The sequence below is a fragment of the Streptomyces xanthophaeus genome (genome assembly GCF_000725805.1).
Lineage (GTDB): Bacteria > Actinomycetota > Actinomycetes > Streptomycetales > Streptomycetaceae > Streptomyces > Streptomyces xanthophaeus.
Genome location: NZ_JOFT01000012.1, coordinates 213175 through 239103, shown reverse-complemented (window position 1 = coordinate 239103; position 25929 = coordinate 213175). Strand labels below are relative to the sequence as shown.

The window sequence follows — 25929 nt, the reverse complement described above, 5'->3', positions numbered from 1 at the left end:
AGACAGGCGCGGGCATCAGCCGCAAGTGACCCCTGCGTCCTTCCAGTTGGAGGCGTCGACCATCTTGGTCGGGGCGAAGGCCTCCTTGGGGAAGTCCTTGCCGTCCTTGAGCTTGTCGTACATCGTCTGGACGGCCAGGGCTCCGACGTCCTTGCCGTTGATGAAGAGCGCGGCCTTCATTCCGGAGGGCTTGCCCGAGGTCCAGTTCTTGCAGGCGAGGTAGGCGCCGAGGCCCACACCGATCACGTCGTCCGCCTTGAAGCCGGCGTTCTCCAGGGCGGTGACGCCACCCTGGACGTTCTCGTCGTTGCAGCCCCACACCACCCAGTGCTTGACCGCGGGGTTGGCGGTGATCGTCGCGGCGATCTTGTCCTGCGCGCCCGTCGGCGAGTTGTCCGTCGGCACGTCGATGTTCTGCACCGGGGCGCCGGCGGATTCCGTGAACGCCTTCTTCGAGGCGTTCACGCGGTCGGTACACACGGTGACGTCCTGCTTCCAGGCCGAGATCGTCCGGGTCTCGGCGGGGTTCCAGCCGGCCTTCTTGAACTCCTCGGCGGCCCGCTTGCCGACCTCGCCGCCCATCTGCTCGCCGCTGAACCCGATGCGCGGCACGAGGGCGTCGGCACCGCAGGAGGACGGGTCCGGGCCCGTGCTGCAGATCTGGTCGTCAGAGGTCAGCAGGGCGACCTTGCCGTCCTTCGCCAGCTGGACGACCTGCGGACCCACCGCGGGGTCGGGAACGACGACGATCAGTCCGTTGCTCTTCTGGGAGATGGCCGCCTGGGCCTCGCTCACGGTCTTGTTCGCGTCGTTGCCCAGGTTCACGATCTTCAGGTCGATGCCGAGCTCGGCCGCCTTGGCCTTCGCGCCGGCGGCTTCACCGATGAAGTACTCCTGGTCACCCTGCTTCTGAAGGTAGGCCAGGGATATCTTGCCGTCGACCTTACCCACCTCCGCACCCCCGGCCTGGGTCTCCTGGCCGCTGGAGCATGCGGACACGACGAGCATCGTGGCCAGGCCCAGAGCCGCGGCTGCCATCGGTCGGCGGTTGTGGTGAGCGAGCATGTCATTCCCTTTGCTTGGACGGGTCGCACGGGGCCGACCGGTGGGTGGCGCACGACGGGACGGGTTACGGGCCGGCCGTCGTGGTGGTCGCTGACTGCGCCCACTGGGCCTGGCAGGCCCTGTCGAGCGGGACCCGGCATCCGGCCTCACTCGACGACGTACCGGACGATTCGGCTGATTACCTCGACCCGAGGAATCCGCCACAGTCGGCCTGTTTCGCACTTGATGCAACAGAGAAAAGCGCTGTTTCCGTCATAAGTCAACAGGGTGAAGCGGAGGTTTCCGATCGATGCGCCGCCGTGACCTTCAGCCCGCGTACCGCCCGCAGCCCGGGGCCCGCTCCCCCACCCTCACCTTGCAGGACAAAACAGCAGGTGGCAGGAGGGGTTCAGCCTGGCGCGACCCCCTCTGACGAGGAGTAGCAGGCACCCCCGCGCCAGGAACTCCGCACGCGTGTCAGGCGAACGGCAGGCCGAGTGAGCTCCGCGAACGGAGTGTTGACTTACGCGCGAACCTGTTCGTCTGTGTTCATTGGCGGGCAGGTTCGTGCCAGCGTTGCTCGGCCGCCGGTCCCGACGGTCCGAAGACGACCGGGGTGCCGGGCTCGCTGCTGCCGGAGGTGACGGCGAAGCCCGGTGCGATGCGCGGCCTGATGCGTCCGGCAGCGTCGGTGGAGAAGACCAGGTTCTCTCCGGTGGCCCTGGAACCGAAGGCCGAGCACGACCAGATGCCCACGCCGTCGCCGGTGGTACCCCGCGCGTCCATGCAGTAGTGCGGATTGGCGGCGTTGTGCAGCAGGCCCTTCTCGTCGAGGCGCCACTGCTGGGAGGACGCGCCGTCGCGGCAGCTCGTGGTCACCACGTCGGCGCCGTTCGCGAACGCACCCCCGCGCACGTCCAGGCACAGGCCGGTGCCGGAATTGACCGCGGGAACGTACGCCGAGGCGCGGAAGGGCTGGACCGGATCGTTCGTGGGCACCGGCACGGACGTCGAGGGACCGGGCGTCGGCGCACCGCTCGACGAAACCTCGGGCGACGGCGACGCAGTGGGGGACATCCGGGGCGTAGCACTTGTGCTGGGCGGCGCCACGGTCCGCGTGGGGCCGGGTGCCACGGTGCCCGCGTCGGCGCACGGTCGTGGCTGCGCCGTAGGCGCCGCGGCGGGCGCCGGCGGGCTCCAGGCCGGGCGGGCGGCGACCACGAGCGCCGCCGCTGTGACGAGGACGGTCGTTGCACCGAGGGCGGCCCAGCCGGCGGGCCTGCGCAGGAAGGCGATGACGCCCCCGATGCGTTCGGTCGGCCCGGGCCGACGGGTACGGGACGTGACGTGCAGGGGCAGCGTGTCCGCGCCGTCCGCGGCGGACGGGGCCACGGCGGCCAGGTAGGCGGGGCCGAAGGTGCCGAGCACGCAACGGGCAAGAACCGTACGGGGGTCGTCGCCCAGGGCGGTGAGGCCGCGCAGCGCGGCGGCGCAGCCGGGGCACTCGTCGACGTGCCGGATCAGATCGGGGTTCGTCCGCACGTCCGCGCGGTGGGCGGCTGCGTCCAGCAGGCGGGCGTACGCAGGGCAGTGCGCCGTGGTCTGCAGGTCCAGATGGGCCCGTAGGCAGGCTGCCCGGCAGGCGACCAGGGCCCGTTGCGTCAGATCCGCCACGGCATCGGGGTGGTCTCCGGTGATCCGTGCGACGCAGTCGTCCGGTTCCGCCTCGACCACGGCATGCCACAGGAGGGCCTGCGTGCGCGGGGACAGGGCGGCGAACCCGCTGGAGACGAACGTCCGGAAGGCGGGGTCGGGCCCAGCTCCGTGGGCACCGGTGGAGAGCGGGGCCACCATCGTCAACAGGACCAGGCGAGGCGGGCGTTCGAGGGTGGCCGACGCACCGGCGCACTCGCGCAGGAACAGGTCCATGGCTTCGTCCGGCGCCGGACGGACCGGCAGGAGGTCGCCGGCGACCGTTCGGGCGAATGCCTCCAGGCGCGGCAGGTGCCGCCGGCGCAGCTCGGCCTCGGCCTCGGGTGCGGCGGGATCTCCCGTGCGGATGATTTCGCACAGGTGCGCATCGGTCGTCCGATGCGCAGCAGAATGAGGGTTCTTCGACACGTGGGGAACATCCTGGGTGGGGAGCGATGTCGGCCCATTGTTGAGGACACGACATCCCCACCGGTAGTACTTTCCGGCGGCAATGCGGAAGACATTTTCCCTGCGCGCTTGCCCCATGCCGATTTTTGCGGCGGAAGGCGTTCAGATTTCTCCCCGCGCCAATACGGGAGCGCCCTATCCGCCCGCACGGCGGTCCACCGGAATCGCGACACGGTGCGGGACCGGATCCACGCGGGCAGCCGGACGGAGTGGAACTGCCCGGTGGCAGCCTCACGCCGAACAGAATCAGACAGACGCACAAGAAAGTCAACGTTGTGTGATCTTGCTGGAGAACCCGCCCGCCGCGTCCACCCGACCGCACGACGACGGAGCAGACCTACACGGCCTGGGTGTCGCGCAGCTCGTCGATATGGCTCTCGACCCAGCCGCGCAGCTGCGCCAGGGGCTCCGCCACGCTGCGTCCGAGCGGCGTGAGCGCGTACTCGACGTGCAGCGGCACCGCCGGGTAGACGGTCCGGTCCACGAGGCCCTCCTGCTCCAGGCGGCGCAGCGTACTGGTCAGGACCTTCGGGCTCACACCCTCCAGGCGGCGCGCCAGAGCGCCGAATCGCTGAGGGCCGCCCTCCATGGCGCCGATGGCGAGCGCGGACCACTTGTTGCCCAGCAGGTCGAACACTTCCCGACACGGGCACCGCGCCGCGTACACGTCGTGCCTCCCGGCGGTGCAGCCACTGACCATCGGTTGTTCCCTGCCTTTCATGTTCCACGTCCCCACTTCCCCGCGGAAAGCAATTTCCTTTGCGGGTTGTTATCCACCTGAGGAACTGAGCCGTTTCCTTACCGACTTCTTGTCAAGAAGCAGGCGGCCCAGCTCTTTCGGAAGAGGGTAACCATAGTGAAGGGGTGCATGACGGGCGAGACGGATCGAGGTGCGATATCAGGGGTCTTACACTGCGGGAACCCGGCCCGGGCGTGACTCACCGTTCCCGAGCCTGTCCACGGAGTGCGACTCGTGCGTCGGGTTAGCCGATCGTTACGAAATGCGACCCGGTGGGGCTGGATCTCCACACCCCACACACACTAGGTTCGCCTCTCACCCCCGTTCGCGGCACGGACCTGCCGCAGCGCACGCCCTGTGACATGCCCGTGCGCACGGGGGCACCCCAAGACCCGAGTTGTACGACGCCGTGCGCCGACGGCCCCTGCACCACGTCCCGGACCAGCCGACTGGAGTCCAGTGAGCACCCCCTTCTGCCCACACTGCGGTGACAGCCTTCGATGTTCCTGCACCCCGGTGCAGTTCGGCCAGGAATGGGTCCGGCCGTACCTGTCCCTGCACGAAGCCGTGCCGGGAGGCGGGCCGACCTCCGCCACGGTGACGTGGGTGATACCGCGGGTGGTGCAGGACGGCGGCCTGCCCGCCGGACCGGAACCCCTCGGTGAACCCGTGGTCTTGGCCCGGGAGGCGCACCACGGGGTCCACCGCGCCCACCCGGCCACGAAACGGCGTCGGACTCTGGGCATCACCGCCGCCGTCGCCACCCTCATCGGCTCTGCCGCGATCGCCGGCACGTACGCCTTCTCCCGCGACCACGACGCCGGACAGTCCACGGCGCAGGCACCCGCGACCCGACTCGACCTGCTCGAAGCGGAGACGGAACCGAGCGCGGCACCTGAGCCGTCCCGGTCCCCCGGCCCGCTCCCCAGCAGCCCGCGGCGCACCGCTCCGGCCACCGGGACCAGTCCGGCGGGTGCACCCTCCACGGCAGCCCCGTCCGCGCCTGCCGAGAACACACCGACCGGGTCGAACTCGGCGCCGGCCGCCGGTCGGTTCCCCGGCGCACCGAGCACCGCAGCGCCCTCCGCCTCACCGTCAGCGGATCCCGCCGAGAAGCCGACGCTGCGCCGACACGACTCGGGGCCGCAGGTCGTCGAACTGCAGCAGCGCCTCGCGCAGATCGGGGCCTGGTCCCGCCCCCAGCGCGGGCGTTACGACCAGCACCTGCAACACGAGGTCCAGCGGTTCCAGGCGAAGCACGGCGTACGCGGCGACCCGCCGGGGGTCTACGGCCCAGCCACCCGGCGGGTGTTGGAGTCGATGACTCCCTGACGACGACCGGCCGGCTGCCGCGTACGGCCCGCCCGCACGGCGGGCCGACGCATCACCATTCGGCCAGCGAGCCGTCAGCCCGTCGCCAGATCGGATTGCGCCACCGGTGCCCGGTCTCGGCGGCCCGCTCGACGGCCTTCTCGTCGATGTCGATGCCCAGGCCGGGTGCGGTGAGCAGGCCGACGTGGCCGTCCTCGTAGCGGAAGACGGACCGGTCAGTGAGGTAGTCCAGCAGGTCGGATCCGGCGTTGTAGTGGATGCCGAGGCTCTGCTCCTGGATCAGCAGGTTGGGCGTGGCGAACCCCACCTGGAGGCAGGCCGCGAGCGCGATCGGGCCGAGCGGACAGTGCGGGGCCAGGGAGACGTCGTGGGCCTCCGCCATCGCCGCGATGCGCCGCACCTCGGAGATCCCGCCGGCATGGGAGAGGTCGGGCTGGGCCACGGCGATCCCCTGCTGGAGCACCGGCTTGAAGTCCCAGCGGGAGTACAGCCGTTCGCCGGTGGCGATGGGGATGCTGGTGGAACGTACGACCTCGCCGATGTGCTGGCTCATCTCGGGCACCACCGGCTCCTCGACGAAGAACGGCAGGTACGGCTCCAGCAGGGGAAGCACCCGCCGGGCCATGGGAAGGGTGAGCCGGCCGTGGAAGTCCACGGCGATGTCGAAGTCGTCACCGACCTCGGCCCGGACGCTCGCCACCCGTTCGACGATGTCGTGCACGGCCCGGGCGGTGTCGATCAGCTCCAGCTGGGGGGACGCGTTCATCTTGATGGCGGTGAAGCCCTCGGCCTTGCGGGCGGCGGCCTGCTGCGCGACGTCGTTCGGGCGGTCGCCGCCGATCCAGCTGTACACCCGGGCCCGGTCCCGGACCTTGCCGCCGAGCAGCTGCCACACGGGAACCCCCAGGGCCTTGCCCGCGATGTCCCACAGCGCCTGGTCGATGCCGGCGACCGCGCTGGACAGGACGGGGCCGCCGCGGTAGAAGCCACCCTTGGTGAGGACCTGCCAATGGTCCTCAATGCGCATCGGGTCCTGGCCGATGAGGTAGTCCGAGAGCTCTTCGACGGCTGCCGCGACGGTGTGGGCGCGGCCCTCGACGACCGGTTCGCCCCACCCCGTTATGCCTTCGTCGGTGTCCACGCGCAGGAAGCACCAGCGGGGGGCGACCAGGTAGGTGCGCAGGGATGTGATCTTCACTTGGACTCCTTCTTCACGGCCCAGCCGCCGTCCACGGTCAGGTTCGTGCCGGTGATGTACGAGGCGTCGTCGGACGCCAGGAAGGCGACGGCGGCGGCCACTTCGTCGGGACGGCCCAGCCGTCCGAGGGCCGTGGCACGGGCGGAGAGCTCGCGGCCCTCCTCGTCCACGTCCCGCCAGTTCTCAGTGAGGACGGGCCCGGGAAGCACGGAGTTGAAGCGCACCTCCGGCCCGTATTCGACCGCGAGCTGGCGGACGAGCGCGCACATGCCGCCCTTGGCCGCCGCGTAGGCCGGGTAGCCCGGCAGGCTGCACAGCGCGTGCACGCTGGACGTGGCGACGAAGGAGCCGCGGGCGGCGCGCAGGTCGTCGAGGAAGGTCCGGACGGCCAGGTAGGGCGCCTTGAGGTTGACGGCCAGCTCGCGATCCCAGCCGCTCCCGGGCAACTCGTGGGCGGCTGCGTGGGTATGGACGAAGGCGTTGCTGTGCACGATGGCGACGGGGCCGAACAGCGCGTGGGCGCGGTCCCTCAGATGGCTCCACTCCTCCTCGGAGGAGACGTCGCACCGCACGAACGCGGCGCGTCCGCCGTCGTCGCGGATCTTCCGCGCGAGTGCGGTGCCTGCTTCTTCGGCGATGTCGGCGAGGACGACTGCCGCTCCTTCGGCGGCCAGACGTGCTGCGCTGGCTGCGCCGATGCCGGACGAGGCGCCGGTGACGACGGCGGTTCGCCCTGTGAATCGGTTCATGGGGGTCCTTCTCGTGCTGTCGTGGGCTGAAGTGCCGGTGGGCGGGACGTCCCCTCAGCGGGTGACGTCCTGGCCGTGGAGGAGGTCCAGCTCGGCGCGCCGGGGCAGGCCCTCCCAGTCGCCGGGCGCGGCCACCGCGAAGGCTCCGCACGTGGCGGCGAGTCGGAGACGGTCGGGGAGGGGGGCGTCGTCGAGGAGTCCGGCCAGGTATCCGGCGACGAAGGCGTCCCCGGCGCCGATCGGATCCACCAGGGTGACCGGCAGGATGCCCTGCACGGCTTCCTCGCCGTCCGTCACCGCGAGGGCTCCGCGGGAGCCGAGCTTCAGTACTGCCTCGCGCGGCCCGAGAGCGAGCAGGGCGCGTGCCATCGCGGCCGGCTCGGCCTCGGGTACGACCAGTGCGGCCTCCTCGGGCCCGGCGAAGACGATGTCGGCGCAGGTGACGAGGTCGGCCAGTTCGGCCGAGGCCTCCTGCCGGGACCACAGCCGTTCGCGGTAGTTGAGGTCCAGGGAGACGGTCACGCCTGCTGCCCGGGCGAGTTCGACCGCCCGCCGGACCGCGGCACGCGGGGCGTCGCCCAGGGCGGGGGTGATGCCGGTGACGTGCAGTACCCGTGCCCGGGCGACGAGTTCCGGGTCGACGTCCTCGGGAGCGAGGCGGGCCCCGGCCAGTCCACGACGGTAGTAGGTCACCCGGGTGTGGTCCGCGGTGCGGCGTTCTCGGAGCATGAGTCCGGTCGGTACGGTGTCGTCGACGCGTGCGCGGGTAACGTCCACGGCCTCGCCGCGCAGCCCGTCGAGGATCATCCGGCCGACGCTGTCGGCCCCGACCCGGCCGGTCCAGGACGCCCCGTGCCCGAGCCTGCTGACGCCTACGGCGACCGTGGCCTCCGCGCCCGCGAACGCCAGGCGGAGCTCGGCACCGCCGACGAGCGGGCCGGGCCGGGTCGCGGCCAGGACACCCATCGCCTCTCCGAGCGTGACGAGGGCGCTCATGAGCGCATGCCGTCCAGGAGCACGGCGGCCCGTTCGCGCAGTGCGTCCAGGTCGCCGCCCTCACACGCGTCGCCGACCAGCGGACTTCCCATGCCGAGGGCCGTTGCTCCGGCCGCCAGGTAGGCGGGGGCCTCGTCGAGACCGATCCCGCCGGTGGGGACGAGCGGGACGTGCGGGAGCGGCGCCCGGACGGCACGTACGTAGTCCGGTCCGCCGATGGAGGCGGGGAAGAGTTTGACCATGGTCGCGCCCTCCCGCCAGGCGACTGCGATCTCGCTCGGCGTCAGGGCGCCGGGCAGCACGGGAACGCCCAGGTGGCGCGCCTCCCTGATGACGTCCGGGCAGGTGGCCGGGGTGATGAGGTAGGTGGCGCCCGCCTCCACGGCGCGCGTCGCGTCGAACGGCGTCATGACCGTGCCCGCGCCGAGGGCCAGTCCCTCCGGTTTGGCCTGGGCGTACTCGCGCAGTGCGGACAGCACGCCCGGGGTGGTGAGCGTGAACTCGACGGCCCGGATGCCCGCTCGGTGCAGGGCATCGGCGACGGCGGGGAAGTGGAGCGGCGATGCCGAGCGCAGGATGGCTATCGCCGGGGCGTCGGCGAGTGCGGTGGTCAGATCCGTCATGTTGCAGAACCTCGCGGGTCGTGAGGGGTGGTGGAGGACGGGGGCGCCTGCGCCGGGCCGTCGGCGAAGTGCGGGACCGGCAGGCCTGTGGCGCCGGGGCGGCAGACGAAGAGCCCGCCCGCCAGGGGCTGCGCCGCGAGCTGCTCGGGGGTCAGTCCCTCGGCTGCGGTGGTGATCACCAGGACGTCCAGGTCCGGGCCGGCGAAGGCGCAGCTGGACACCTGGGAGGCGGGGACGTCCACGACCGCGTGGAGGGTCCCCTCCGGGGTGTACGCCCTCACCTGACCGGCGCCCCACACCGCGACCCAGACACGGCCCCGGGTGTCGACGGCCAGGCCGTCCGGGACGCCGGCGGCGCCCGTGTCGGCGGTGTCGGCCATGTCGGCGAAGGGGCGTCGTGCGGACAGGGCCCCAGTGTCCGGATCATGGTCGAACACGTCGACGCGCCCCGTCGGACTGTCCGCGTAGTACAGCAGCCTGCCGTCGGGGCTCCAGCCCAGTCCGTTGGAGATCGTGACGGAGTCGAGCAGGACCGTCACGGCGCCGCCGGGATCGAGGCGGTACAGGGCACCCGCTCCCGGCGTCCCGTCGTAGGCCATGGTTCCGGCGAGGATCCGTCCGCGGGGGTCGCACTTGGCGTCGTTCATCCGTCGCGGCGTGCCGTCGTCGGGTATCGCGGGAGCGGCGAACCGCTCGCACGTCCCGGATTCGTCGACGCGCAGGAAAGCCGTGCCCGCGGCCGCGAGCAGTCCCCCGGACGCGCAGAGCGCGACCGCTCCGACGGGCACGTCCAGGCTCAGCGTGGTCGCGGGCCCCAGATCGGGCAGGCCGCTGTCGTCGTCGCGGGCCACCAGCGGAGCCCTGTGGACGAGCCCCGCCGTGATGTCCACCCACAGCAGTTCACTGCGCCCGGCATGCCATACGGGTCCCTCGGACAACCGCCCCGGTTCGGGTGCGCACGGCGCTGCAGTTAGTCGCATGAGGTCGCTCCTTCCTTCCCGAGCGAAACTCTAGGACTTCTTCTAACCCATGTAAATACACATCTTCCAAGGCTCGGAATAAGCTGGGTCGATCGTTTCCGACCAGCGGTCTCTGCCCGGCGCAGAGCGAGAGGACCAGCACGCCATGGCGAAGCGCACCGCGCAGGACATCCGCCGCCGCAACCGCTTCGATGCGCTGCGCTGCGTCTTTGCCGCCACCGGCCCGGTGAGCCGGCAGGAGATCGCCGCGGCGACCGGGCTGTCCTTCGCGACCGTGGCCAACCTCGTGGCCGAACTGCTGGAGGCCGGAGTGCTGTCGGAAGTCGGCCACGAGGACTCGAAGGGCGGGCGGCCGCGGGCGCGTCTCGCGGTCAACGCCGGGCGCGGGGCCCTGATCGGGATCGACGTCGCGGAGACGTCCGTACGCGTGGAGCTGTTCGACCTGGCGCTGACGGTGCTGCGGAGCGTGGAACTGCCCCTGCCGCAGGCCGATGTACGACCGGACGAGGTGGTCGCCACCATCGTGGCCGGGGTCGAAGGTCTGGCGGCGGGCGAGGGCGCGGGGCTCCCGCGCATCCTCGGGGCCGGCGTGAGCGTTCCCGGGCTCGTCGAACGCGAGGGCGGCGTCTCGGTCTTCTCCCCGTACTGGTCCTGGCGCGACGTGCCGCTGAGGTCACTCCTCGCCGAGCGCCTCAGCATGCCCCTGTACCTGGACAACCCCCTCAAGGCCGGCACCGTGGCGGAGATGTGGTTCGGCGCGGGACGCGAGGTGGACGACCTCGTCGTGGTCACGCTCCGCGCCGGCGTCGGCGCCGGCATCGCGATCGACGGAGCCCTGTACCGGGGCGCCACGAACAGCGCCGGGGAGTGGGGGCACACCTGTCTGATCCGCAGCGGCCGGGAGTGCCGCTGCGGCAGGCAGGGATGCGTGGAGGCCTACGTCAGTACGCGCGGCATCGCCTCGACCGTCCGGGAACTGGACGAGGACAGCCCGCTCCTGGACGCCGACGAGGCCACCGTCGTCGCGTCGGTCGCCCGGGCCTCGGCGGAGGGCGACGCCGTGGCCGTCGAGACCGTGGCGCGGACCGCCCGCTACCTCGGCATGGCTGCGGCCGACCTCCTCAACCTCTTCAATCCGCAGACCCTGGCACTCAGCGGCTGGGTGGCGGACCGGCTCGGTGAACCCCTGCTGCGGCAGACCCGCGACGTCATCGAAGGCCACGCGCTGCCCGCGACCCTGCAGGCGCTCACCCTGCAGCTGAGCGACGTACCGGGCAATCCCGTCAGCCTCGGCGCCGCCACCTTCGCCCTCGAGGGCTTCCTCGACGACCGAGAGACCTTCGCCCCCGTCGCAGCGGTACGCCGCGCCGCGCGGGAGGCCAGGGCGCAGACGTCCTGAGGCGCGAGGGCCGCCGAACGGACGCGGCGGGCCGGCTGACACCGGGCCGCCGCCGGCCCGGTGTCAGCCCGCGGGGGGCGCCGTGCTCTCGCGCACCACCAGGAGGGGTGCCACCGAAGCCTGCTTCGCGGTGTCCGCCCCACCGATCTGCTCCAGGAGCAGGGCGACACAGTGCCGGCCCACCGCATCAAAGTCCTGCCGGACCGTGGTCAGGGGGGCGGGGTAGAACGCGGCCTCCGGGACGTCGTCGAACCCGATCACGCTGACGTCCTGCGGCACCCGCCGCCCCGCCTCCTGAAGTGCGCGCATCACACCGAGGGCCATCTGGTCATTGGCGGCGAAGACCGCCGTCACCTCGGGGCGGGCGGCCAGCGCCCGGCCGGCCTCGTACCCCGAGGCCGCGGACCAGTCCCCGTACAGGAGGGTCGGGACGACCGCGCCGGCGTCCTTGAGCGTGTGGTGCCAGGCCTCGGCCCGGCGCCGCGCCGCGTAGGAGTCGCGGGGCCCGGCCACGTGCCAGACCGTACGGTGACCGAGCCCCAGAAGGTGGGAGACGGCGCTGCGGGTCCCCTCGGCCTGGTCGATGTCGACGTTGGCGTAGCGGTGGCCGGTGTCGCCGTCGGCGAAGACCACGGGCACCCCGGACGGGAGCCGCAGTTCGGGGGTGTCGAGGATCTGCGACTCGATGAGGATGATGCCGTCCACCGACTGGACCATCAGCTGCTGGAACGCCTGGCGCACGGCGGCTCCGGTCTGGGCGCGGGCTCCCATGAAGTTCACGAACAGGTCGGCTTCACGCGCGGCGTCGGAGATGGCGGCGAAGGTCCGGGCGTTGCCGTACGCGCTGATGTCGAAGCTGATGACGCCCAACGTGCCGAACCGTCCGGTGACCAGCGCCCGCGCGGCCGAGTTGGGCCGGTAGCCGAGCATCTTCATCGCGGCCTGCACCCGCTCGCGGGTGGAGGCGTCCACGTTGTCGCGGTTGTTGGCCACGCGGGAGACGGTCTGCGACGAGACCCCCGCCATGGCGGCGACATCGGCCATGGAAGGCGACTGCCGCAGCGGGCGTGACCTGGGTGATCTTGTTCCGACTTCGCGCGGCATGTGAACCGGACCTCCGAACCGGGCTTCCCAAGCGGGACTCTCTGCACTCCTCGTGGATGTTAGCGCTGCACGTCCTCGAGCGAACAGGAGAAAGGCGACGAACGGGGCGACCGGGACGGAGGAAGGTACGGACCAGTAGCGGTTCACGGACCCCGTCGGATGTCTTGACACTGCCCCCCAGCGCTTCGACACTCTCTCCGACCAAGATGTTTGCGTAAACATGGGCTCGGGATACGTCCCCCGAGGCCCTCCTCAGCCGTGTCCAGGTCTGGAGGAACACCCGTGAGTGGCATCCGCATCAGCAACGGCACCGACAGCGGCATCCCGAGAAGAACCACCGGCGCACGGCGTCGGCGGCCCGTGAGCAGGCGAAGTCGCAGCGCTCTCGTCGCGGTGGCCGCCGCGGTCGCCGCACTGCTCGGCAGCGGGGCGTTGGCGCCTCCCGCCAAGGCCGACGCGACCCCTCCGGCAGGATCGACCATCCGGCTGGATCCCGGCTACCAGCACCAGCCGTTCGAGGGCTGGGGCACCTCGCTCGCCTGGTTCGCCCATGTGACCGGCGGTTGGCCCGATGCCCAGCGCAACCGGCTGGCCGACGCCCTCTACGGGGCCGACGGGCTGGGCTTCACCATCGCCCGGTACAACATCGGCGGCGGGGACAGCCCCGAGACCGAGCCGTACATGCGCGCCGGGGCGGCCGTGCCCGGCCACTGGAAGCGGCCGGGCGCCGCGACGCCCGACTGGTGGGACCCGGAGAACCCCGAGCACTGGGAACCGTACGCCGACGGCAACCAGCGCTGGTGGCTCAGGGCGGCCAAGGCCCGGGGCGCGGACACCTTCGAGGCCTTCTCGAACTCCCCGCCGTACTTCATGACCCACAGCGGACGCGTGAGCGGGGCGGTGGACCCCACGCAGGACAACCTCCGCTCCGATCAGTACGAGCGCTTCGCCGCCTACCTCACCGGAGCCCTGCGCCGCGTACAGGACTCCACGGGCGTCGAATTCGACTCCGTGTCCCCGGTCAACGAACCGAGCACCGACTACTGGCGCGCCGGGGGCCGGCAGGAGGGCTCCCACTGGGCACCCGGCTCTCAGGCCCGCATGATCACGACGCTCCGCGCCGAGCTGGACGCCCAGGGGTTACGGACGCCGGTCGCGGCGATGGACGAAACGGACCCGGACAGGTTCCGCGCCAACTGGGAGGCTTACGAAAACCCGGCGCGCTCCGCCCTCGGCAGGCTCAACACCCACACGTACGGGACCGACGGCCGCAGCGGACCGCGCGACATCGCCAAGGGTGCGCACACGGCGCTGTGGATGTCGGAAGTGGACCTCGGCGGTTCCGTCCCGCAGAGCTTCACGGACATGAGCCCGGCCCTCGACCTGGCTGGCCGCATCGCCGACGACCTCACGGGGCTCGAAGCGCGGGCCTGGCTGCTGTGGCAGGCGGTGGAGGACCACGAAAACATGACCCCGGACCACGAGAACTCCAACTGGGGCCTCATCCAAGCAGACTTCACCCCGGCCGACGCCGCGAGGGAACCGCTGCGCAAGAACAAGAAGTACTGGGCGATGGCGCAGTACAGCAGGTTCATCCGGCCGGGAGCCCGCGTCATCACCACGGACGACGCGGACACCCTGGCCGCGGTGCGGCCCGGCGGACGGGGCGCGGTCGTGGTGCACACCAACCCGACGAGTGCGGCCCGGACGGTGGCCGTCGACCTCAGCGCCTTCCGCAGCGTCTCCCCCGCGCCGGTCGAGCGCTACACCACGGACGCGACCAGGAACGTGCAACGAGGAGCCGACCTCACGATCACGGGCAAGCGGCTCACCGTGACCCTCGCTCCCGGCTCGGTCACCACCCTCGTCATACCGGACGCGTCCGGCGTGGACCCTGGGGCGACGGGCGTTCCCTCCGCGGCTCCCCGGCTCCTCGTCAACGACCACAGCGGCCTGGCGCTCACCGCCGTCCAGGACGGAGGGGGGAGCGCGCTCGTCCAGCAGGCGCCCCGCCCCACCGACACCAACACCGCGCAGCAATGGGTGTTCACCAGGTCGGTGCCCGACGACTGGAGCAGCACGGCCACCTATCGCCTCACGAACCTCGGCAACGGCCAAGCGCTGGGCGTCGCGGGCAACGTGCTCGCCCTGGCCCCACCGGGACCGTCCCCGCAGCAGCGCTGGGTGCTGTCCACCACCGGCGACGGGCACTTCACCTTGATCAACAGCGCGACCGGCGCCCTCCTCGACGTCATCGGCGCCTCCACGGGTGACGGCGCCCCGGTCGGTGTCTTCCGGCCCACCACCGGCAGCAACCAGTCCTGGACCTTCACCGCCGGGCACCGGGGGACACGTCCGCACGTGCCGCCGGCGTGACGCACGCCGTGCCGGGGGCGGGCCGGCGTCCCGTCCCCGGCACGTGGTCAGCCGAAGCGTCGTCCGGCATTCATCGGACGGTCGCGTTGGTTGCGTAAACATAACGGGTCCGGACCCACCCGCGGGTCTCATCCGAGCCCGCTTCCCGCACGGACGGAAGGGCCCCACCCATGAAGCGCAGGTCTCTGCTGACCGCGACGGCCGGCGCCGTCGCCCTCGGCGCGGCGACGCCGACGGCCGCACAGGCGCAGGCACAGGCACAGGCACAGGCACCCGACCCAGCCGCCGCGCCCCTGACCACGTTCAACGTCATCAGTGACATCCAGGGGGACCTGGGCGACTTGACCGTCGCCCTGAAGGACATCGCGGCCACCGCCCCGCACAGCGCGGGACTCGCCGTCGCCGGCGACATCACCCCGCGCGGGTACGACTTCGAGTACGCGGCCGTGCAGCAGGTGCTGCAACGCGGTCCGAGCCCGCGCAAGGCCGCCTGGGCCATCGGCAACCACGAGTTCTACGTCCCCAAGTACGCCGATCCGCAGACGCTCGCCCTGTCGACCTGGCCCAACGGCACCACCGAGGACTCCTTGTTCCGCAGCTTCTACCGGTTCGCGGGGCGCAGCGCGGTGTACGCCGAGACGACGTTCGGCGGCATACCCGTCCTCACCATCGGAACCGAGCGGTACATGCACTACCACGACCCCAAGCTCTGGGACGAAGTGTGGCTGAGCGAGGCGCAGTTGCGGTGGCTGGAAGAGCGCCTGCGGTACTGGTCCGGACGCCGCAAGCCGGTCATGGTGATCGCCCACCACCCCTTGCCGGACACCGTCTCGGGCACGCGCAACAAGCTCTACATGAGCGACTACCTCCAGGCCGACGCACTGCTCGGCCTGCTGGGCCGCCACCGCGACGTGTTCCTCTTCAGCGGGCACACCCACTGGAACCTGGCCCTGTCCGACTGGTACGTACGGCGGGTGGTGCCGGGCACCGCGAACCTGGACGGGTTCTCGGTGATCAATACCGGTGCGGTGCAGACCGGTTTCACCGACAACGGACAGGGCGGCGAGAGCACGGTTCCCGGCGTCTTCAACCAGGGGCTCCAGGTCGAGGTGCACCGCGACCGCGTCGTCGTCAAGGCCCGCGACTTCGCGACGGGTCGCTGGCTGAAGCAGGTGTCCGTCCCCTTGGCCACCCGGATCTGACGGGCCGTACACGGGGTCGGGGCAACCTACGGGGGCGTATGCGCATCTCTTCCACCGGACGCCGCGGCCCGTCGGGTGCGCGTGCGCTCCGGAATGCCCGGGGCAGGTGACTCTCCGCACCCCCCCTTCCACGAACCGTCATAAATCTTCACAAGCTGTTGACATCTGGGCAACGAACAGGTCAATCTCTGGGCACATTTGTTGGTTCACGCGCAAACATGTTGCTTCCTGTGGGTGTGAAGGGCGGGACCCTTCACCCCCACAGGATCCGTGGATGCGCGGCGACATCAAGGATCTGCATGCGAAGAGTGAGATCCGTCCTCGTGGGCCTGAGCCTGCTCCTCGTGGGAGGGGCGCCCGCGGCGCTGGCCGCACCCGTCACCACCGAAACCGGCACCCAGTTCCCCGACACCACGGGGGCAGGGGTGCAGGCGCACGGCGGCGGAGTGCTCAAGGTCGGCGACTACTACTACTGGTTCGGCGAGGACCGGGGTGAGGACAACAAGTTCCGCTACGTCTCGGCCTACCGTTCCAAGGACCTGAAGAACTGGGAGCCCCGCGGACACGTCCTGACCCAGGAGGCCGACCCCGAGGTCCGCTCCGCGGTGATCGAACGGCCGAAGGTCCTCTACAACGAGAAGACCAAGCAGTTCGTGATGTGGATGCACAAGGAGGCGGACGACTCCTACGCCGAGGCACGGGCCGCGGTCGCGGTCTCCTCCACGGTGGACGGCCCGTACGAATGGAGGGGGTCCTTCCGCCCGAAGGACGCCTCCGGCGCCGAGCACATGTCCCGTGACATCACGGTGTACGAGGACAAGGCGGCCGGCAAGGCCTACATGATCTCCGCCGCCAACCACAACGCCGATCTGCACATCTACGAACTCACCGACGACTACACGCAGGTGAAGGAGTTGGTGGCGAACCCCTGGCCCGGCCAGCACCGGGAGTCGCCCGCCCTGTTCAAGCGCGGGGACGTGTATTTCATGCTCACCTCCGGTACCAGCTACTGGAATCCGAACCAGCAGAAGTACGCCACCGCCACCAGCCTCGCCGGACCGTGGTCGTCCATGAAGGACGTCGGGAGCCACGACGGCCACCACTCGCAGACGGCGTTCGTCCTGCCGGTGGAGGGCAGCGAAACCACCTCCTTCCTCTACATGGGAGACCGGTGGGCGGGCGTGTGGTCCGACCCCAAGCGCGTCAACGACTCGAAGTACGTGTGGCTCCCGCTGGAGTTTCCCACCGCGACGACCATGGTCCTTCCCTGGTACCCCCAGGTCGCGCTCGACGCCGAGACGGGCCGGCTCTCCGGCTCCGGCGGCGACCCCCTGCACACGATCACCGGCAAGCAGAGCGGCGCCTGCGTGACCGTGGCGGGCAGCCTCTCGGACAATCAGGTGCCGGTGACCCAGGAGAAGTGTGACGGCGGCCTGAACACCCAGTGGCGGTTCACGGACAGCAAGAACGGCTACGTCCGCGTCCTCGCGCAGCACAGCGGCAAGTGCCTCGACGTCGCGGACCGCTCGACCGCCGACGGGGCCGAGGTCAAGCAGTACGACTGCGGCTGGGGCGACAACCAGCGCTGGCGCTTCGAGACCCTCCCCGACGGCCACGTCCGCATCGTCGCCCAGCACAGCAGCAAGTGCCTCGACCTCCAGGGCGGATCCACCACGGCCGGAGCCAGGATCGTCCAGTCGGAGTGCAACGGATCGTCCGGTCAGGCCTGGAAGGTCACCGCCGCCACGGATCCGACCCAGCCCACCGACCCCACCGACCCGACCGCCCCCGGAACGGCCGATCAGCAGCTCACCACCTCCGTCAACCCCGGCGTGCTCACCATGGCCGCCACGGCGGACCCCGTCCGCCTGCCCCCGGTCGACTTCGGTACCGGAGGCTCCTCCTCCGGACACCTCAACACCGTAGCCGTCAAGGACTTCCGCGGCGGCAGGTCCGGCTGGTCACTCACCGGCAAGGTCACCGACTTCACCGGGCCGCGCGGAAAGATCGACGCGGGCCGGCTGACCTGGACACCCACATGCACCACCAAGACCGACAGCCCCAGCACCTGCACGGCGGGAAGTCCGGGCACCATCGGAAAGGCCGGCGCGACCCTGGCGTCCGCCCCCGACGGTGACCTGACCGGCGGCGAGTTCACCGCCGACGCCGCCGTGTCCTTGGACGTCCCGAAGTACACGCCCGTCGGCGACTACGCCGGAACGCTCACCCTCACCCTCCTCTGACCGCGCCCGCGTGCCGGACGCCGCGCGTCCGGCACGCGACGCCCAGAAAGCTGAAGAGCCATGCGCACAGCCTCCGTCGCCCTGCTCCTTCTTGCCCTGACGGCCCTCTCCCCCGCACCGGCCGGGGCGGCGGACAACGGCGAATGGTCCGTCAGGCCCGCGGATTCCGCGATCACGCCGCGGGCAGCGTTCCAGCTCCCGGCACGCCCGGGCACGACGCTCTCGGACCGCGCGGTCGTCACCAACGCCACCGACAAGGAGCTGACGTTCCGCCTCTACGTCGCCGATGCACACAACACCGAACGCGACGGTGGACTGGCCGTGCGCGGCATCGAGGAGACCCAGCAGGACGTAGGCGCCTGGGGCAGGCCGGAGCGGGACACCGTCACGGTCCCCGCCCGTTCCGCGGTGACCGTCGGCATCACCCTCCGCATTCCCCACGACGCCGCCCCCGGAGACCACGTCGGCGCCCTGGTGGCCGTCGACGACCGCGTGCGGCCCGGGGCCGGCTCCCACCTCGGCGTCCAGCGCGGCGTCGGAGCCAGGATCTACCTGCGCGTCGACGGACCGCAACGACCCGGGGTCAGCGTCGAGGACGTACGGTTCGCAGCGCACAACTCCCTCGTTCCGTGGACCGGCAGCAGCAGTTCGACCGTCTCCTACACCCTGCACAACACGGGCAACGTCAGCCTCGAACCCCGGGTTTCCGTTCACGTCGGCGGGGTGTACCTGGGAGGGCCCGCCGAACGCCGGCTGACGGACGTACCGGCCGAGCTGCTCCCGGGCCAGAAGGTGCGGCTCTCCGCGTCCTGGCCGGGCGCGCCCCTCGCGGGCTGGGGCGACGTCACCGTCACGGCGACCGCGGACAGCTCCCGCGGCTCCGGATCCGACGGCTTCCTGGAAGTGCCGTGGCTGCTCGGGGGCTGCCTGGCCCTCCTGACGGCCGCCGGGCTGCTGATCCTCCGGCGTCGGCGCAAGGCGGGCCGGACCGCCCGCCCAGCAGCGGCAGCAGGGGCAGCGCGGTCCGCCGATCACGAGTGACCGGGGGGTCCACGGGCCGGTGCGATCGAGCCGATATGTGGCCGAAGGCGGTGGCGTACGCCCTCGGTCGAGGACGGAGTCGGCGCAGTTCAGGGCCTGCGCACCGGCCGCGCACGCGGTACGGGAGCCTCTTGACACCGGGGCCCGGCAACGACCAACCTGCCAGCGATGATTGGTCTTGTGGAGATGCGTTGGATTCTGATCGCTTCCCGGTAGATCCTCGCACCTTCCCGCGCGGCTGATCCCCCCAGGTCCCCGAACGCTTCCCAGGAGGCAGATCATGGACAAGGCCTTACCCCGCACCATCGCCCTCGCGACAACGGTGCTCAGCCTCACGCTGGGCCTCACCGGCCCGGCGGGCGCGAGCGCCCGGCCCCCCGAAAGGACGGCTGCGGGCACGCTGGTGAGCAAGACCGGCACGTCGGTCACCGTCACCGCCGCCGTGGGCCTGAGCAACACCATCTCCGTGTGGCAGGCCGGAGACACGATCCGGGTCAGGGACACCGGCGACACCGTCACCGCGTTCGGCGGGTGCACCCCGGTCAGCGCCTACGAGGCCGTCTGCCCAGGAGCGGGCCAACTCACCGAGCTCGTCGTCCATGCAGGTGATCAGGCCGACAGCGTCACGTCCTCCCTTGCGGGCCCGGGAGTGACCCTCGTCGGCGGCGCCGGGGACGACAGCCTCTACGGCGGGGGCGCCAACGACACCCTGGAAGGCGACGAAGGCTCCGACTTCCTCTCGGGCGGAGCCGGCAACGACACCCTCACCGGCGCCAGCGGCCAGGACAGGCTCTTCGGCGGCCCGGGCAACGACTCGATCGAGGGCCGGGGCGGCTCGGACATCATCAACGGCGGCGCGGGGAACGACGTGGTGAGCGGCGGCAACGGCAGCGACCACGTGATCGCCGGCACCGGCAACGACTACGTGGAGGGCGGCGCGGGCCGGGACACCCTCGACGCCGTCGACGAGATCAGCGGCAACGACCACGTCCTGGGCGGCGCCCAGGCCGACACCTGCCGGGCCGACCTGGGCGACAGCGTCACCGACTGCCCGTGACCGGCAGGCGCGAGCCGCACCCGCACCCGCACCTGCCCTCCGCGCACGTGTCCACGACGAAGGGGACCTCCGGCATGACGACACGACACATCCACGCGCTCCTCACGACATTGACCCTGGTCTGCGCCGCGCTGAGCGGCACCTCCGCCTCCGCGGCCTCGCCCACGGCCGGGCCCCGCCACCTCGCGAACGCCACGGTGGTCGAGATGTCCGGCGGAACACTGCTCGTCACCGCCGGGCAGGGCGTGGACAACGACATCACCGTCCGCCGCCAGGGCAGCGTGGTCCTCGTGTCGGACGCAGCCGCCGGGCTGCGCGTCGTGGCACCCTGCGCACCCCACTCGCAAGGCGGCGCGGCGTGCCCCGTTCCCACGGCGGTACTGGCCCACGGCCAGGACGGCGACGACGCCATCACGGTCTCCCCGAACCTCGACGCTCCCGCCATCCTCTACGGGGGCAGCGGCAAGGACCAGCTCAACGGCGGCCCGCACGCCGATCGGCTGGTCGGCGACGAACCGGCCGGGATCCCCGGCTCCGCGGCGGCGACTCCGGGCAACGACACCATCAACGGGGGCCCGGGCAACGACACCATTTCCGGACTGGGGGGCAACGACACCATCAGCGGCGGGCCGGGGAACGACACCCTGAACGGGAACGAGGGCAATGACACCCTCAACGGGAACGCCGGGAACGACACCCTGACTGGAGAGGGCGGGAACGACACCCTGAACGGCGACGAGGGCACCGACACCCTCGACGCCACCGACGGCGTCCACGGCAACGACAGCCTCGACGGCGGTCCCGCAGTCGACTCCTGCACCCGCGACACCGGCGACACGGTGGTCAACTGCCCCTGACTGAGGACTGTGTGAACGGCGCCGCGGGCACACCCCCTTCCCGGGTTCCGCCCGCGGCGCCGACCGACATCACAGCCTCATATCGCCCGGCGCTGCGGCCCAGGTGATGCCGCGGCCGGCGCGACCGGCGGCACGCTGGCACGGGCCGGCACCTCAGGTGCCGTACCGCTCCTCCTCGCCTTCAGCGGCGCACTCCGCGCAGCCGGACTGATCACCGCCCGCCGGGATCGCACGAAGGCGGCCAGGCACAGGGGAAGGCACTCGTAGCCCGGCGTCGACCGGGCCGGCCGAAGCCCTGCGCCCTGGCCGGCCTCAGTGCTCGCAGAGGGAGAATTCCCGTTCGTAGAGCTGCTCGTTGTGTTCGCCGACCCGGCCACCAGGCGGACCCGGCAGTCCGTCACCGCCTTCACCATCGAAGAACTTGCGTTCCCGCATGCCCCTCCGTCCTTCGGCGTGACGTTCAGCGTCAGGGGGCCTCGAGCTTGCGCACCTGCTCCGTCAGCATGCCGGGGAGGTCCGGGTACCGGTCCTTGCAGGTGGGCTGCGCCGCGCACGCCTCGAAGATGTTGTGGATCCCCTCGGCGGTGCTCCCCCACGTCCCAGGCAGGGTCACGTACTGGGAGGGCGCGATCGAGTCGATCGCCACCGCACGGATTCCCTCGGGGTGCAGGCGCGGGTACGCCAGGGCCAGGTTGCTGCCGTAGGAGTACCCGAAGACGCTCCACTGGGGGATGTCCAGCGCCTCGCGCAGATCGGCGAAGTCGGCCGCGTTCTCCGTGCTGTTGTACGCACTCAGGTCGGCGCCGGACGACCCGGTCCACCAGCTCAGGCGGACACGACCGGGTCAAGATCCCAAGCCCCAGCCCGCTCCAGAGGCGATACCAACACGAACGGCCCAACGCCCAGCCCGCCCCAAAGCAACGGCATTGTCGTCCCTTCGACAGGGGCAGACAGCCGTACCGGGCCAGCGGGCCAGGCGCCCCGTTTCGGGGCCACGCGAAAGGTAACGGGGCATTGTCAACCGGGGTCTACAGCCCGTTGACCCGGGCCATCCGTGCCACGTCCTCCTGCGGGTGGGGCCTTGCCGTCACCGCACGACCCCCGTGGGGCAACTGGGAGCGCGGGCGCTCGACCTCGGCCATGAGGCGCCTACTGCGCAGGGCCATCTCCAACTCGAAGCGGGTTCGAGGGGTGCGGAGATCGGGGCCGAAAAGCTTGGTCAGTTGCCGCATGCGGTATCGGACGGTCTGCGGATGCACGCTCAGGGCCTTCGCGGCCTCGGGTGCGCCACCGCCCTCCAACCAGGCCAGCAGAGTTTCTTCGAGTCGCATTCTCCGACCAGGTGTGAGCTCCGCCAGTGGCCGCAGCCGGTGTGCGGCGAACTCGTGGGCAAGGTGTTCGTCCTGGAGCAGCATCATGGTCGAAAGGTGGTCGTCGACAAACACGGTGCCCGCGCCCGGGTCGGACGAGATGGGGATGAGGGAGAGCAAGCGCACGGCCCAGCGCTTGGAGGAGGCCGTGTCGCGGGGTGGGACCGGGTGCCCGACGACGGCGTCCCAACCGTGCAGCGCGCTTTCCAGTGTGGTGCGGGCCTCCGGGTCGGGTGTGGGAACCAGCAGGCAAGGCTGCCCGCACACCGTGCCGAGTAGGGCGTCACCCAGGACGGCCGCCAGTTGCTGGGTCTCACCGGGCGAGGTAAGGACGATGGCCCGGATGTAGACGGGCAGGGGCCAGTGGGCCGCCTCGGCCAATTCGTTCAAGGCCTTCTCGCACATGGGCGTGTCAGATGTGAGAGCGGCGAGGAGCTCTTGGCGAGCGCGGTCGGACCCTGTTTCACGTCCCTGGAAGGTCACCGCCCGGAGGGGAGGCAACGGGCCGCTGTCGAGCGCGTTTCGTTGTCGCGGGTTCCCCTCGCCCTCGCGCGTCACCGAGGGTTCGTGGCAACCGAGGGTGGTGAGAAGGGCCGACTCCACGTGCTGTCTGACGATGTCGTCGATGTCCTCGAGGTGAGTGGGGAAACCAGGGATGCCGTTGCGCAGTTCCTCCACGATCCCCGCGGCCAACGCGGGTAGTTCCTTTCGCAGGGACTGGGCCCACTCGCCGCGTGGGTGGGCCCACCTGCGGTTCAGAAGTGTGGACATAGTTACCTCGCCTCCATGGTGCGGCCCCTGTCCCGACATGGGGAGTCGAGCGCCTCGTACTTCCAAGAGAGCGCCAAGTACCCAGGAACCCGCCACATTGCCTGATCTTTACCTTCAGGGAGTGCGGCGCGGACCAGGGGTGACCTCGACGACATCGGGAGGGGCTTTCCTCCCGGGGGTGAGGCGTACAACATTGGGAGAGGCCTGGGCCGGCCGGGCCATGTGCACGGCTGCGCCGACGCCGGGACCTCCGCCGCTCCCGGTGTCGGGACCGGCTCCCGCGGGGGCGCTGGGGCGGGGGAGGCTGCGGTGCGAAGACTGGTCGAGCAGATGGGCGTCGGGCCGTCTCCGGTGGGGCCACGGTCCTGAGCTCGGGGACACCGCCCTTGCGCGGCACGAGATCTCAGCGCAAGCTCCCTGCTCCCTCCCCACGCCGCGCCCAAGCCGCTTGGGTGCGTGAGACGTCCGGTATGCCGCGTCCCCTCTCCTGCGACCGGTGAACGGCGCCCTTCCGGAGAGCTTGCTGCCAGGAAGCGCAGCAACTATCAGGATCGGAACCCCGACGTGCGGTGCTGGTGAGCGGCGTGCTTCAGCGAAGGGTGCGTGACTGTTGCGCCCAGCAAGTCGGGCATTCCGGTTCGTGTGATCATCCTGATCGACCCGGAGCCTTGAGGCGGAGAAATCTCCGAAACGGGACCGCCCCTCGGGGGCGTTGCCGCTGCCCCCGAGGCATCGGCGGCGTGATCGGCGTCGTTCTCATCCCGCTCGCGGTACAGGGACACAAATGCAACAGCCCTCCAGCGTAAGGTTTTAGTCGCGTAATGGCAGATACTGTCGCTGGTTTGGCCCGAATGCGTCCGTCCGGTCCCCTCCCGTGGCCGCCGCTTCGGCCGATGGCCGCCGACTTGTCACGCCCATGAGTACGTGTTGCCCGCAGTGCTGAGAGAGTGCACACTTGCGCAAATTCCGGTGGTGCGGCGTGGTGATTCCGTGACGGATACGACGCGCTCGACAGGACGTACCAGTACGCGCCTCCTCGTAGGCGGGTGCACAGAAACATTGCAAGCGGATCACGCGCTTCCACATGCACTTGACTCCCCCGCCTGTTGAAGCTGTCATGTTCTTACGTGTGCGATGGTGTCGGTTCCTGATCGATTGCAATCCGTCGTCCGTGGCCGTGCCCGGGCGGCCGGCCGTGCCCGGGCGGCCGGCCGTGCCCGGGCGGCCGGCCGTGCCCCTTCGTACCTGCGACCACGGGTTGTAACGCCGCAATTCACCCCTCATCTCAAGGACGGTTCATGTTCCAGCGTTTCAGCCACAGACGTCGGGTCGGGGCAGCCTTTGCGGCCGTGTTGGTGGTGGGGTTCGGGGCGACCGAGGCCATCGCCGACCGTGCCCTGACTCCCGTCCCCTTCGAGGACGGGTTCGAGTCCGGAGACACCGCCGCGTTCCCGCGCAAGGGCATCGACGGCACGGGCATCGTGGATGTCAAGGCTGCGCCCGGTGGGCGTGGCGGCAAGGCCGTCCGGTTCGCGATGCCCGATGACGGGAAGTCCTACCGCACCGAGATAGCCACAGCGCGTGTCCCCTACGGCAGTTACCGGTATACCTTCGCCAACTACCTGCCCAGTGACTGGCTGCGATTCGACGCACAGACCATCGTGTCCCAGTGGCACGGCGGGTCGGGCACCTACCCCGCGGTCGTTCTTGCCGTCAAGGGTGACCGCTGGATGATGATCGTCCACTGGAAGACCGGTTCGGAGAAGGCGGATGAGAGCAAGAAGCCGGCGCACGAGGTCAAGTACGACCTCGGCCCAGTCCGCTTCGGACACTGGAACCAGTGGTCCTTCGACATCACCTGGTCCACCGCCACCACCACAGGCTCCATCACCGCCCGGCTCAATGGGGCGGAGGTGGGATCACACCGGGGCCCCAACAGCTATCACCAGGACACCGCCCCCTACCACAAGATCGGTCTGTACCGGCCCAACTGGCAGGCCTCGAAAGGGCACAAGGCGGGCGGCACAGCGGCCGTAGTGAATTACTACGACGACGTCACCATCACCGCCATCACCCCGGGAGCCGCCGTACCACCGCCGGCCACACCCTCCGCGAACGCCTCGGCCCCCGCACCTGACCGGCCCGGCTCGTCGGCATCCCCCTCGGCGCAGGCATCCACGTCGGCTCCGGGAACGGCGTCGGGCACGTCCGGCTCGACACCTGACGTCGCGGACGGCATCCCCCTGGACACCGGCACGGACAAGGACACCGACAATGACGCCAAACCCCTGGCCGAAACCGGTGCCTCCAGCCGAACCCCGATCATCCTTGCCGTCGGCAGCGCACTGCTCGCCGCCGGCCTTCTCCTCGTCCTCCGCGGCCGCGCCAGGGTGGCACGGCTCCTCGCCGGCGACCGGAGGAGGTAAGCGAAGCGCGGGTGCGGGCGGGCCGGTCCGATCGTGAGCGCACGGCTTCCGCCGCCCGACCGAGCGGGAGCCTCGGGTGTCCCAGCGTTGTCCGAACCTCCTCGCAGAGGGATCCATACCGCTCGCGGACGGATCCGAGTCCGGCGGTAGGCCATGACGGTCGCGAAGGGGCATCGAGGACGCGAGCCCCGTGGCAGCGGGGCCGGCGACCGACGGTCGGACCGGCACCTCCCAGCCATGTCCCTGGTGCTCGGACACGTCC

19 protein-coding genes and 3 pseudogenes are annotated in these 25929 nt (G+C 70.8%); 9 read left to right on the top strand and 13 right to left on the bottom strand.

All coding sequences use genetic code 11. The features are described from left to right. Positions 1-15: 15 nt before the first annotated feature. From IO30_RS0106970 to IO30_RS0106960, 3 genes are all read right to left on the bottom strand, one after another. Positions 16-1065, bottom strand: coding sequence for a substrate-binding domain-containing protein (locus IO30_RS0106970; protein ID WP_107065014.1), 1050 nt, complete (start codon positions 1063-1065; stop codon positions 16-18). A 528-nt stretch (positions 1066-1593) separates the two neighbouring features. Next, a complete protein-coding gene (locus tag IO30_RS0106965; RefSeq protein ID WP_031140349.1) occupies positions 1594-3165 on the bottom strand; it encodes an RICIN domain-containing protein in 1572 nt (523 codons plus the stop codon). A 376-nt stretch (positions 3166-3541) separates the two neighbouring features. Then, complete coding sequence (locus IO30_RS0106960) at positions 3542-3841, bottom strand: winged helix-turn-helix transcriptional regulator (protein WP_308443084.1); 300 nt, start codon at positions 3839-3841, stop codon at positions 3542-3544. A gap of 618 nt (positions 3842-4459) precedes the next feature. Between IO30_RS0106960 and IO30_RS41730 the strand changes: the two genes are divergently transcribed. Continuing rightward, positions 4460-5275, top strand: coding sequence for a peptidoglycan-binding domain-containing protein (locus tag IO30_RS41730; protein WP_031140345.1), 816 nt, complete (start codon positions 4460-4462; stop codon positions 5273-5275). 52 nt (positions 5276-5327) lie between these two features. On the opposite strand, the gene dgoD is transcribed toward IO30_RS41730, so the two are convergent. The 5 genes from dgoD to IO30_RS0106930 are packed head-to-tail and all read right to left on the bottom strand — an operon-like array spanning position 5328 to position 9821. Continuing rightward, positions 5328-6473, bottom strand: a complete 1146-nt coding sequence (dgoD, locus tag IO30_RS0106950) for a galactonate dehydratase (RefSeq protein ID WP_031140343.1) — start codon at positions 6471-6473, stop codon at positions 5328-5330. Then, positions 6470-7222: an SDR family NAD(P)-dependent oxidoreductase gene (locus IO30_RS0106945; RefSeq protein ID WP_031140341.1), complete on the bottom strand. Its 753-nt coding sequence runs from the start codon at positions 7220-7222 to the stop codon at positions 6470-6472. Before IO30_RS0106945 ends, dgoD begins: the two co-directional genes overlap by 4 nt. A gap of 54 nt (positions 7223-7276) precedes the next feature. Continuing rightward, positions 7277-8218, bottom strand: coding sequence for a sugar kinase (locus IO30_RS0106940; protein WP_031140339.1), 942 nt, complete (start codon positions 8216-8218; stop codon positions 7277-7279). Next, on the bottom strand, positions 8215-8841 hold the full coding sequence (locus IO30_RS0106935; protein WP_031140337.1) for a bifunctional 4-hydroxy-2-oxoglutarate aldolase/2-dehydro-3-deoxy-phosphogluconate aldolase: 627 nt from the start codon (positions 8839-8841) through the stop codon (positions 8215-8217). The genes IO30_RS0106940 and IO30_RS0106935 overlap by 4 nt, the downstream gene beginning before the upstream one ends. After that, a complete protein-coding gene (locus tag IO30_RS0106930) occupies positions 8838-9821 on the bottom strand; it encodes an SMP-30/gluconolactonase/LRE family protein (RefSeq protein ID WP_031152851.1) in 984 nt (327 codons plus the stop codon). The genes IO30_RS0106935 and IO30_RS0106930 overlap by 4 nt, the downstream gene beginning before the upstream one ends. A 145-nt stretch (positions 9822-9966) precedes the next feature. Between IO30_RS0106930 and IO30_RS0106925 the strand changes: the two genes are divergently transcribed. Then, the gene (locus IO30_RS0106925) at positions 9967-11220 is read left to right on the top strand and encodes an ROK family transcriptional regulator (protein ID WP_031140331.1); all 1254 of its coding nucleotides are present in this window, start codon (positions 9967-9969) and stop codon (positions 11218-11220) included. Between the two features lie 63 nt (positions 11221-11283). On the opposite strand, the gene IO30_RS0106920 is transcribed toward IO30_RS0106925, so the two are convergent. After that, positions 11284-12264 carry a LacI family DNA-binding transcriptional regulator gene (locus IO30_RS0106920; protein WP_031140329.1) on the bottom strand — a complete coding sequence of 327 codons (981 nt, stop codon included), beginning with the start codon at positions 12262-12264 and terminating at the stop codon, positions 11284-11286. Positions 12265-12606: 342 nt separating this feature from the next. On the opposite strand from IO30_RS0106920, the gene IO30_RS0106915 reads away from it, so the two are divergent. From IO30_RS0106915 to IO30_RS47575, 6 genes and pseudogenes are all read left to right on the top strand, one after another. Further along, positions 12607-14700: a glycoside hydrolase gene (locus IO30_RS0106915; RefSeq protein WP_234321575.1), complete on the top strand. Its 2094-nt coding sequence runs from the start codon at positions 12607-12609 to the stop codon at positions 14698-14700. Positions 14701-14870: 170 nt separating this feature from the next. Further along, the gene (locus IO30_RS0106910; RefSeq protein ID WP_031140326.1) at positions 14871-15902 is read left to right on the top strand and encodes a metallophosphoesterase family protein; all 1032 of its coding nucleotides are present in this window, start codon (positions 14871-14873) and stop codon (positions 15900-15902) included. A gap of 299 nt (positions 15903-16201) precedes the next feature. After that, positions 16202-17641 (top strand): annotated as a pseudogene (locus tag IO30_RS0106905) (RICIN domain-containing protein); the annotation flags it as partial. A gap of 564 nt (positions 17642-18205) precedes the next feature. Next, a complete protein-coding gene (locus tag IO30_RS0106900) occupies positions 18206-19186 on the top strand; it encodes a DUF916 domain-containing protein (protein ID WP_051858997.1) in 981 nt (326 codons plus the stop codon). Positions 19187-19466: 280 nt separating this feature from the next. Continuing rightward, on the top strand, positions 19467-20243 hold the full coding sequence (locus tag IO30_RS41725) for a calcium-binding protein (protein ID WP_051858998.1): 777 nt from the start codon (positions 19467-19469) through the stop codon (positions 20241-20243). Between the two features lie 74 nt (positions 20244-20317). Then, positions 20318-21100, top strand: coding sequence for a calcium-binding protein (locus IO30_RS47575; protein WP_202205065.1), 783 nt, complete (start codon positions 20318-20320; stop codon positions 21098-21100). Between the two features lie 312 nt (positions 21101-21412). Here the strand turns inward: IO30_RS47575 and IO30_RS47570 are convergent. The 4 genes and pseudogenes from IO30_RS47570 to IO30_RS0106875 form a co-directional block, all read right to left on the bottom strand. Further along, positions 21413-21535 (bottom strand): annotated as a pseudogene (locus IO30_RS47570) (hypothetical protein); the annotation flags it as partial. A 31-nt stretch (positions 21536-21566) separates the two neighbouring features. Next, positions 21567-21746 (bottom strand): hypothetical protein, encoded by a 180-nt coding sequence (locus IO30_RS47850; protein ID WP_031140318.1) that lies wholly within the window; start codon positions 21744-21746, stop codon positions 21567-21569. A 9-nt stretch (positions 21747-21755) separates the two neighbouring features. Beyond that, positions 21756-21833, bottom strand: a pseudogene (locus IO30_RS47845) (hypothetical protein); the annotation flags it as partial. A gap of 295 nt (positions 21834-22128) precedes the next feature. Beyond that, a complete protein-coding gene (locus IO30_RS0106875; RefSeq protein ID WP_234321580.1) occupies positions 22129-23163 on the bottom strand; it encodes a PucR family transcriptional regulator in 1035 nt (344 codons plus the stop codon). Between the two features lie 1427 nt (positions 23164-24590). On the opposite strand from IO30_RS0106875, the gene IO30_RS0106865 reads away from it, so the two are divergent. Continuing rightward, entirely contained in the window at positions 24591-25667 is a 1077-nt protein-coding gene (locus tag IO30_RS0106865) for a polysaccharide lyase family 20 protein (protein ID WP_157853141.1), read from the top strand. Positions 25668-25929: the final 262 nt, after the last annotated feature.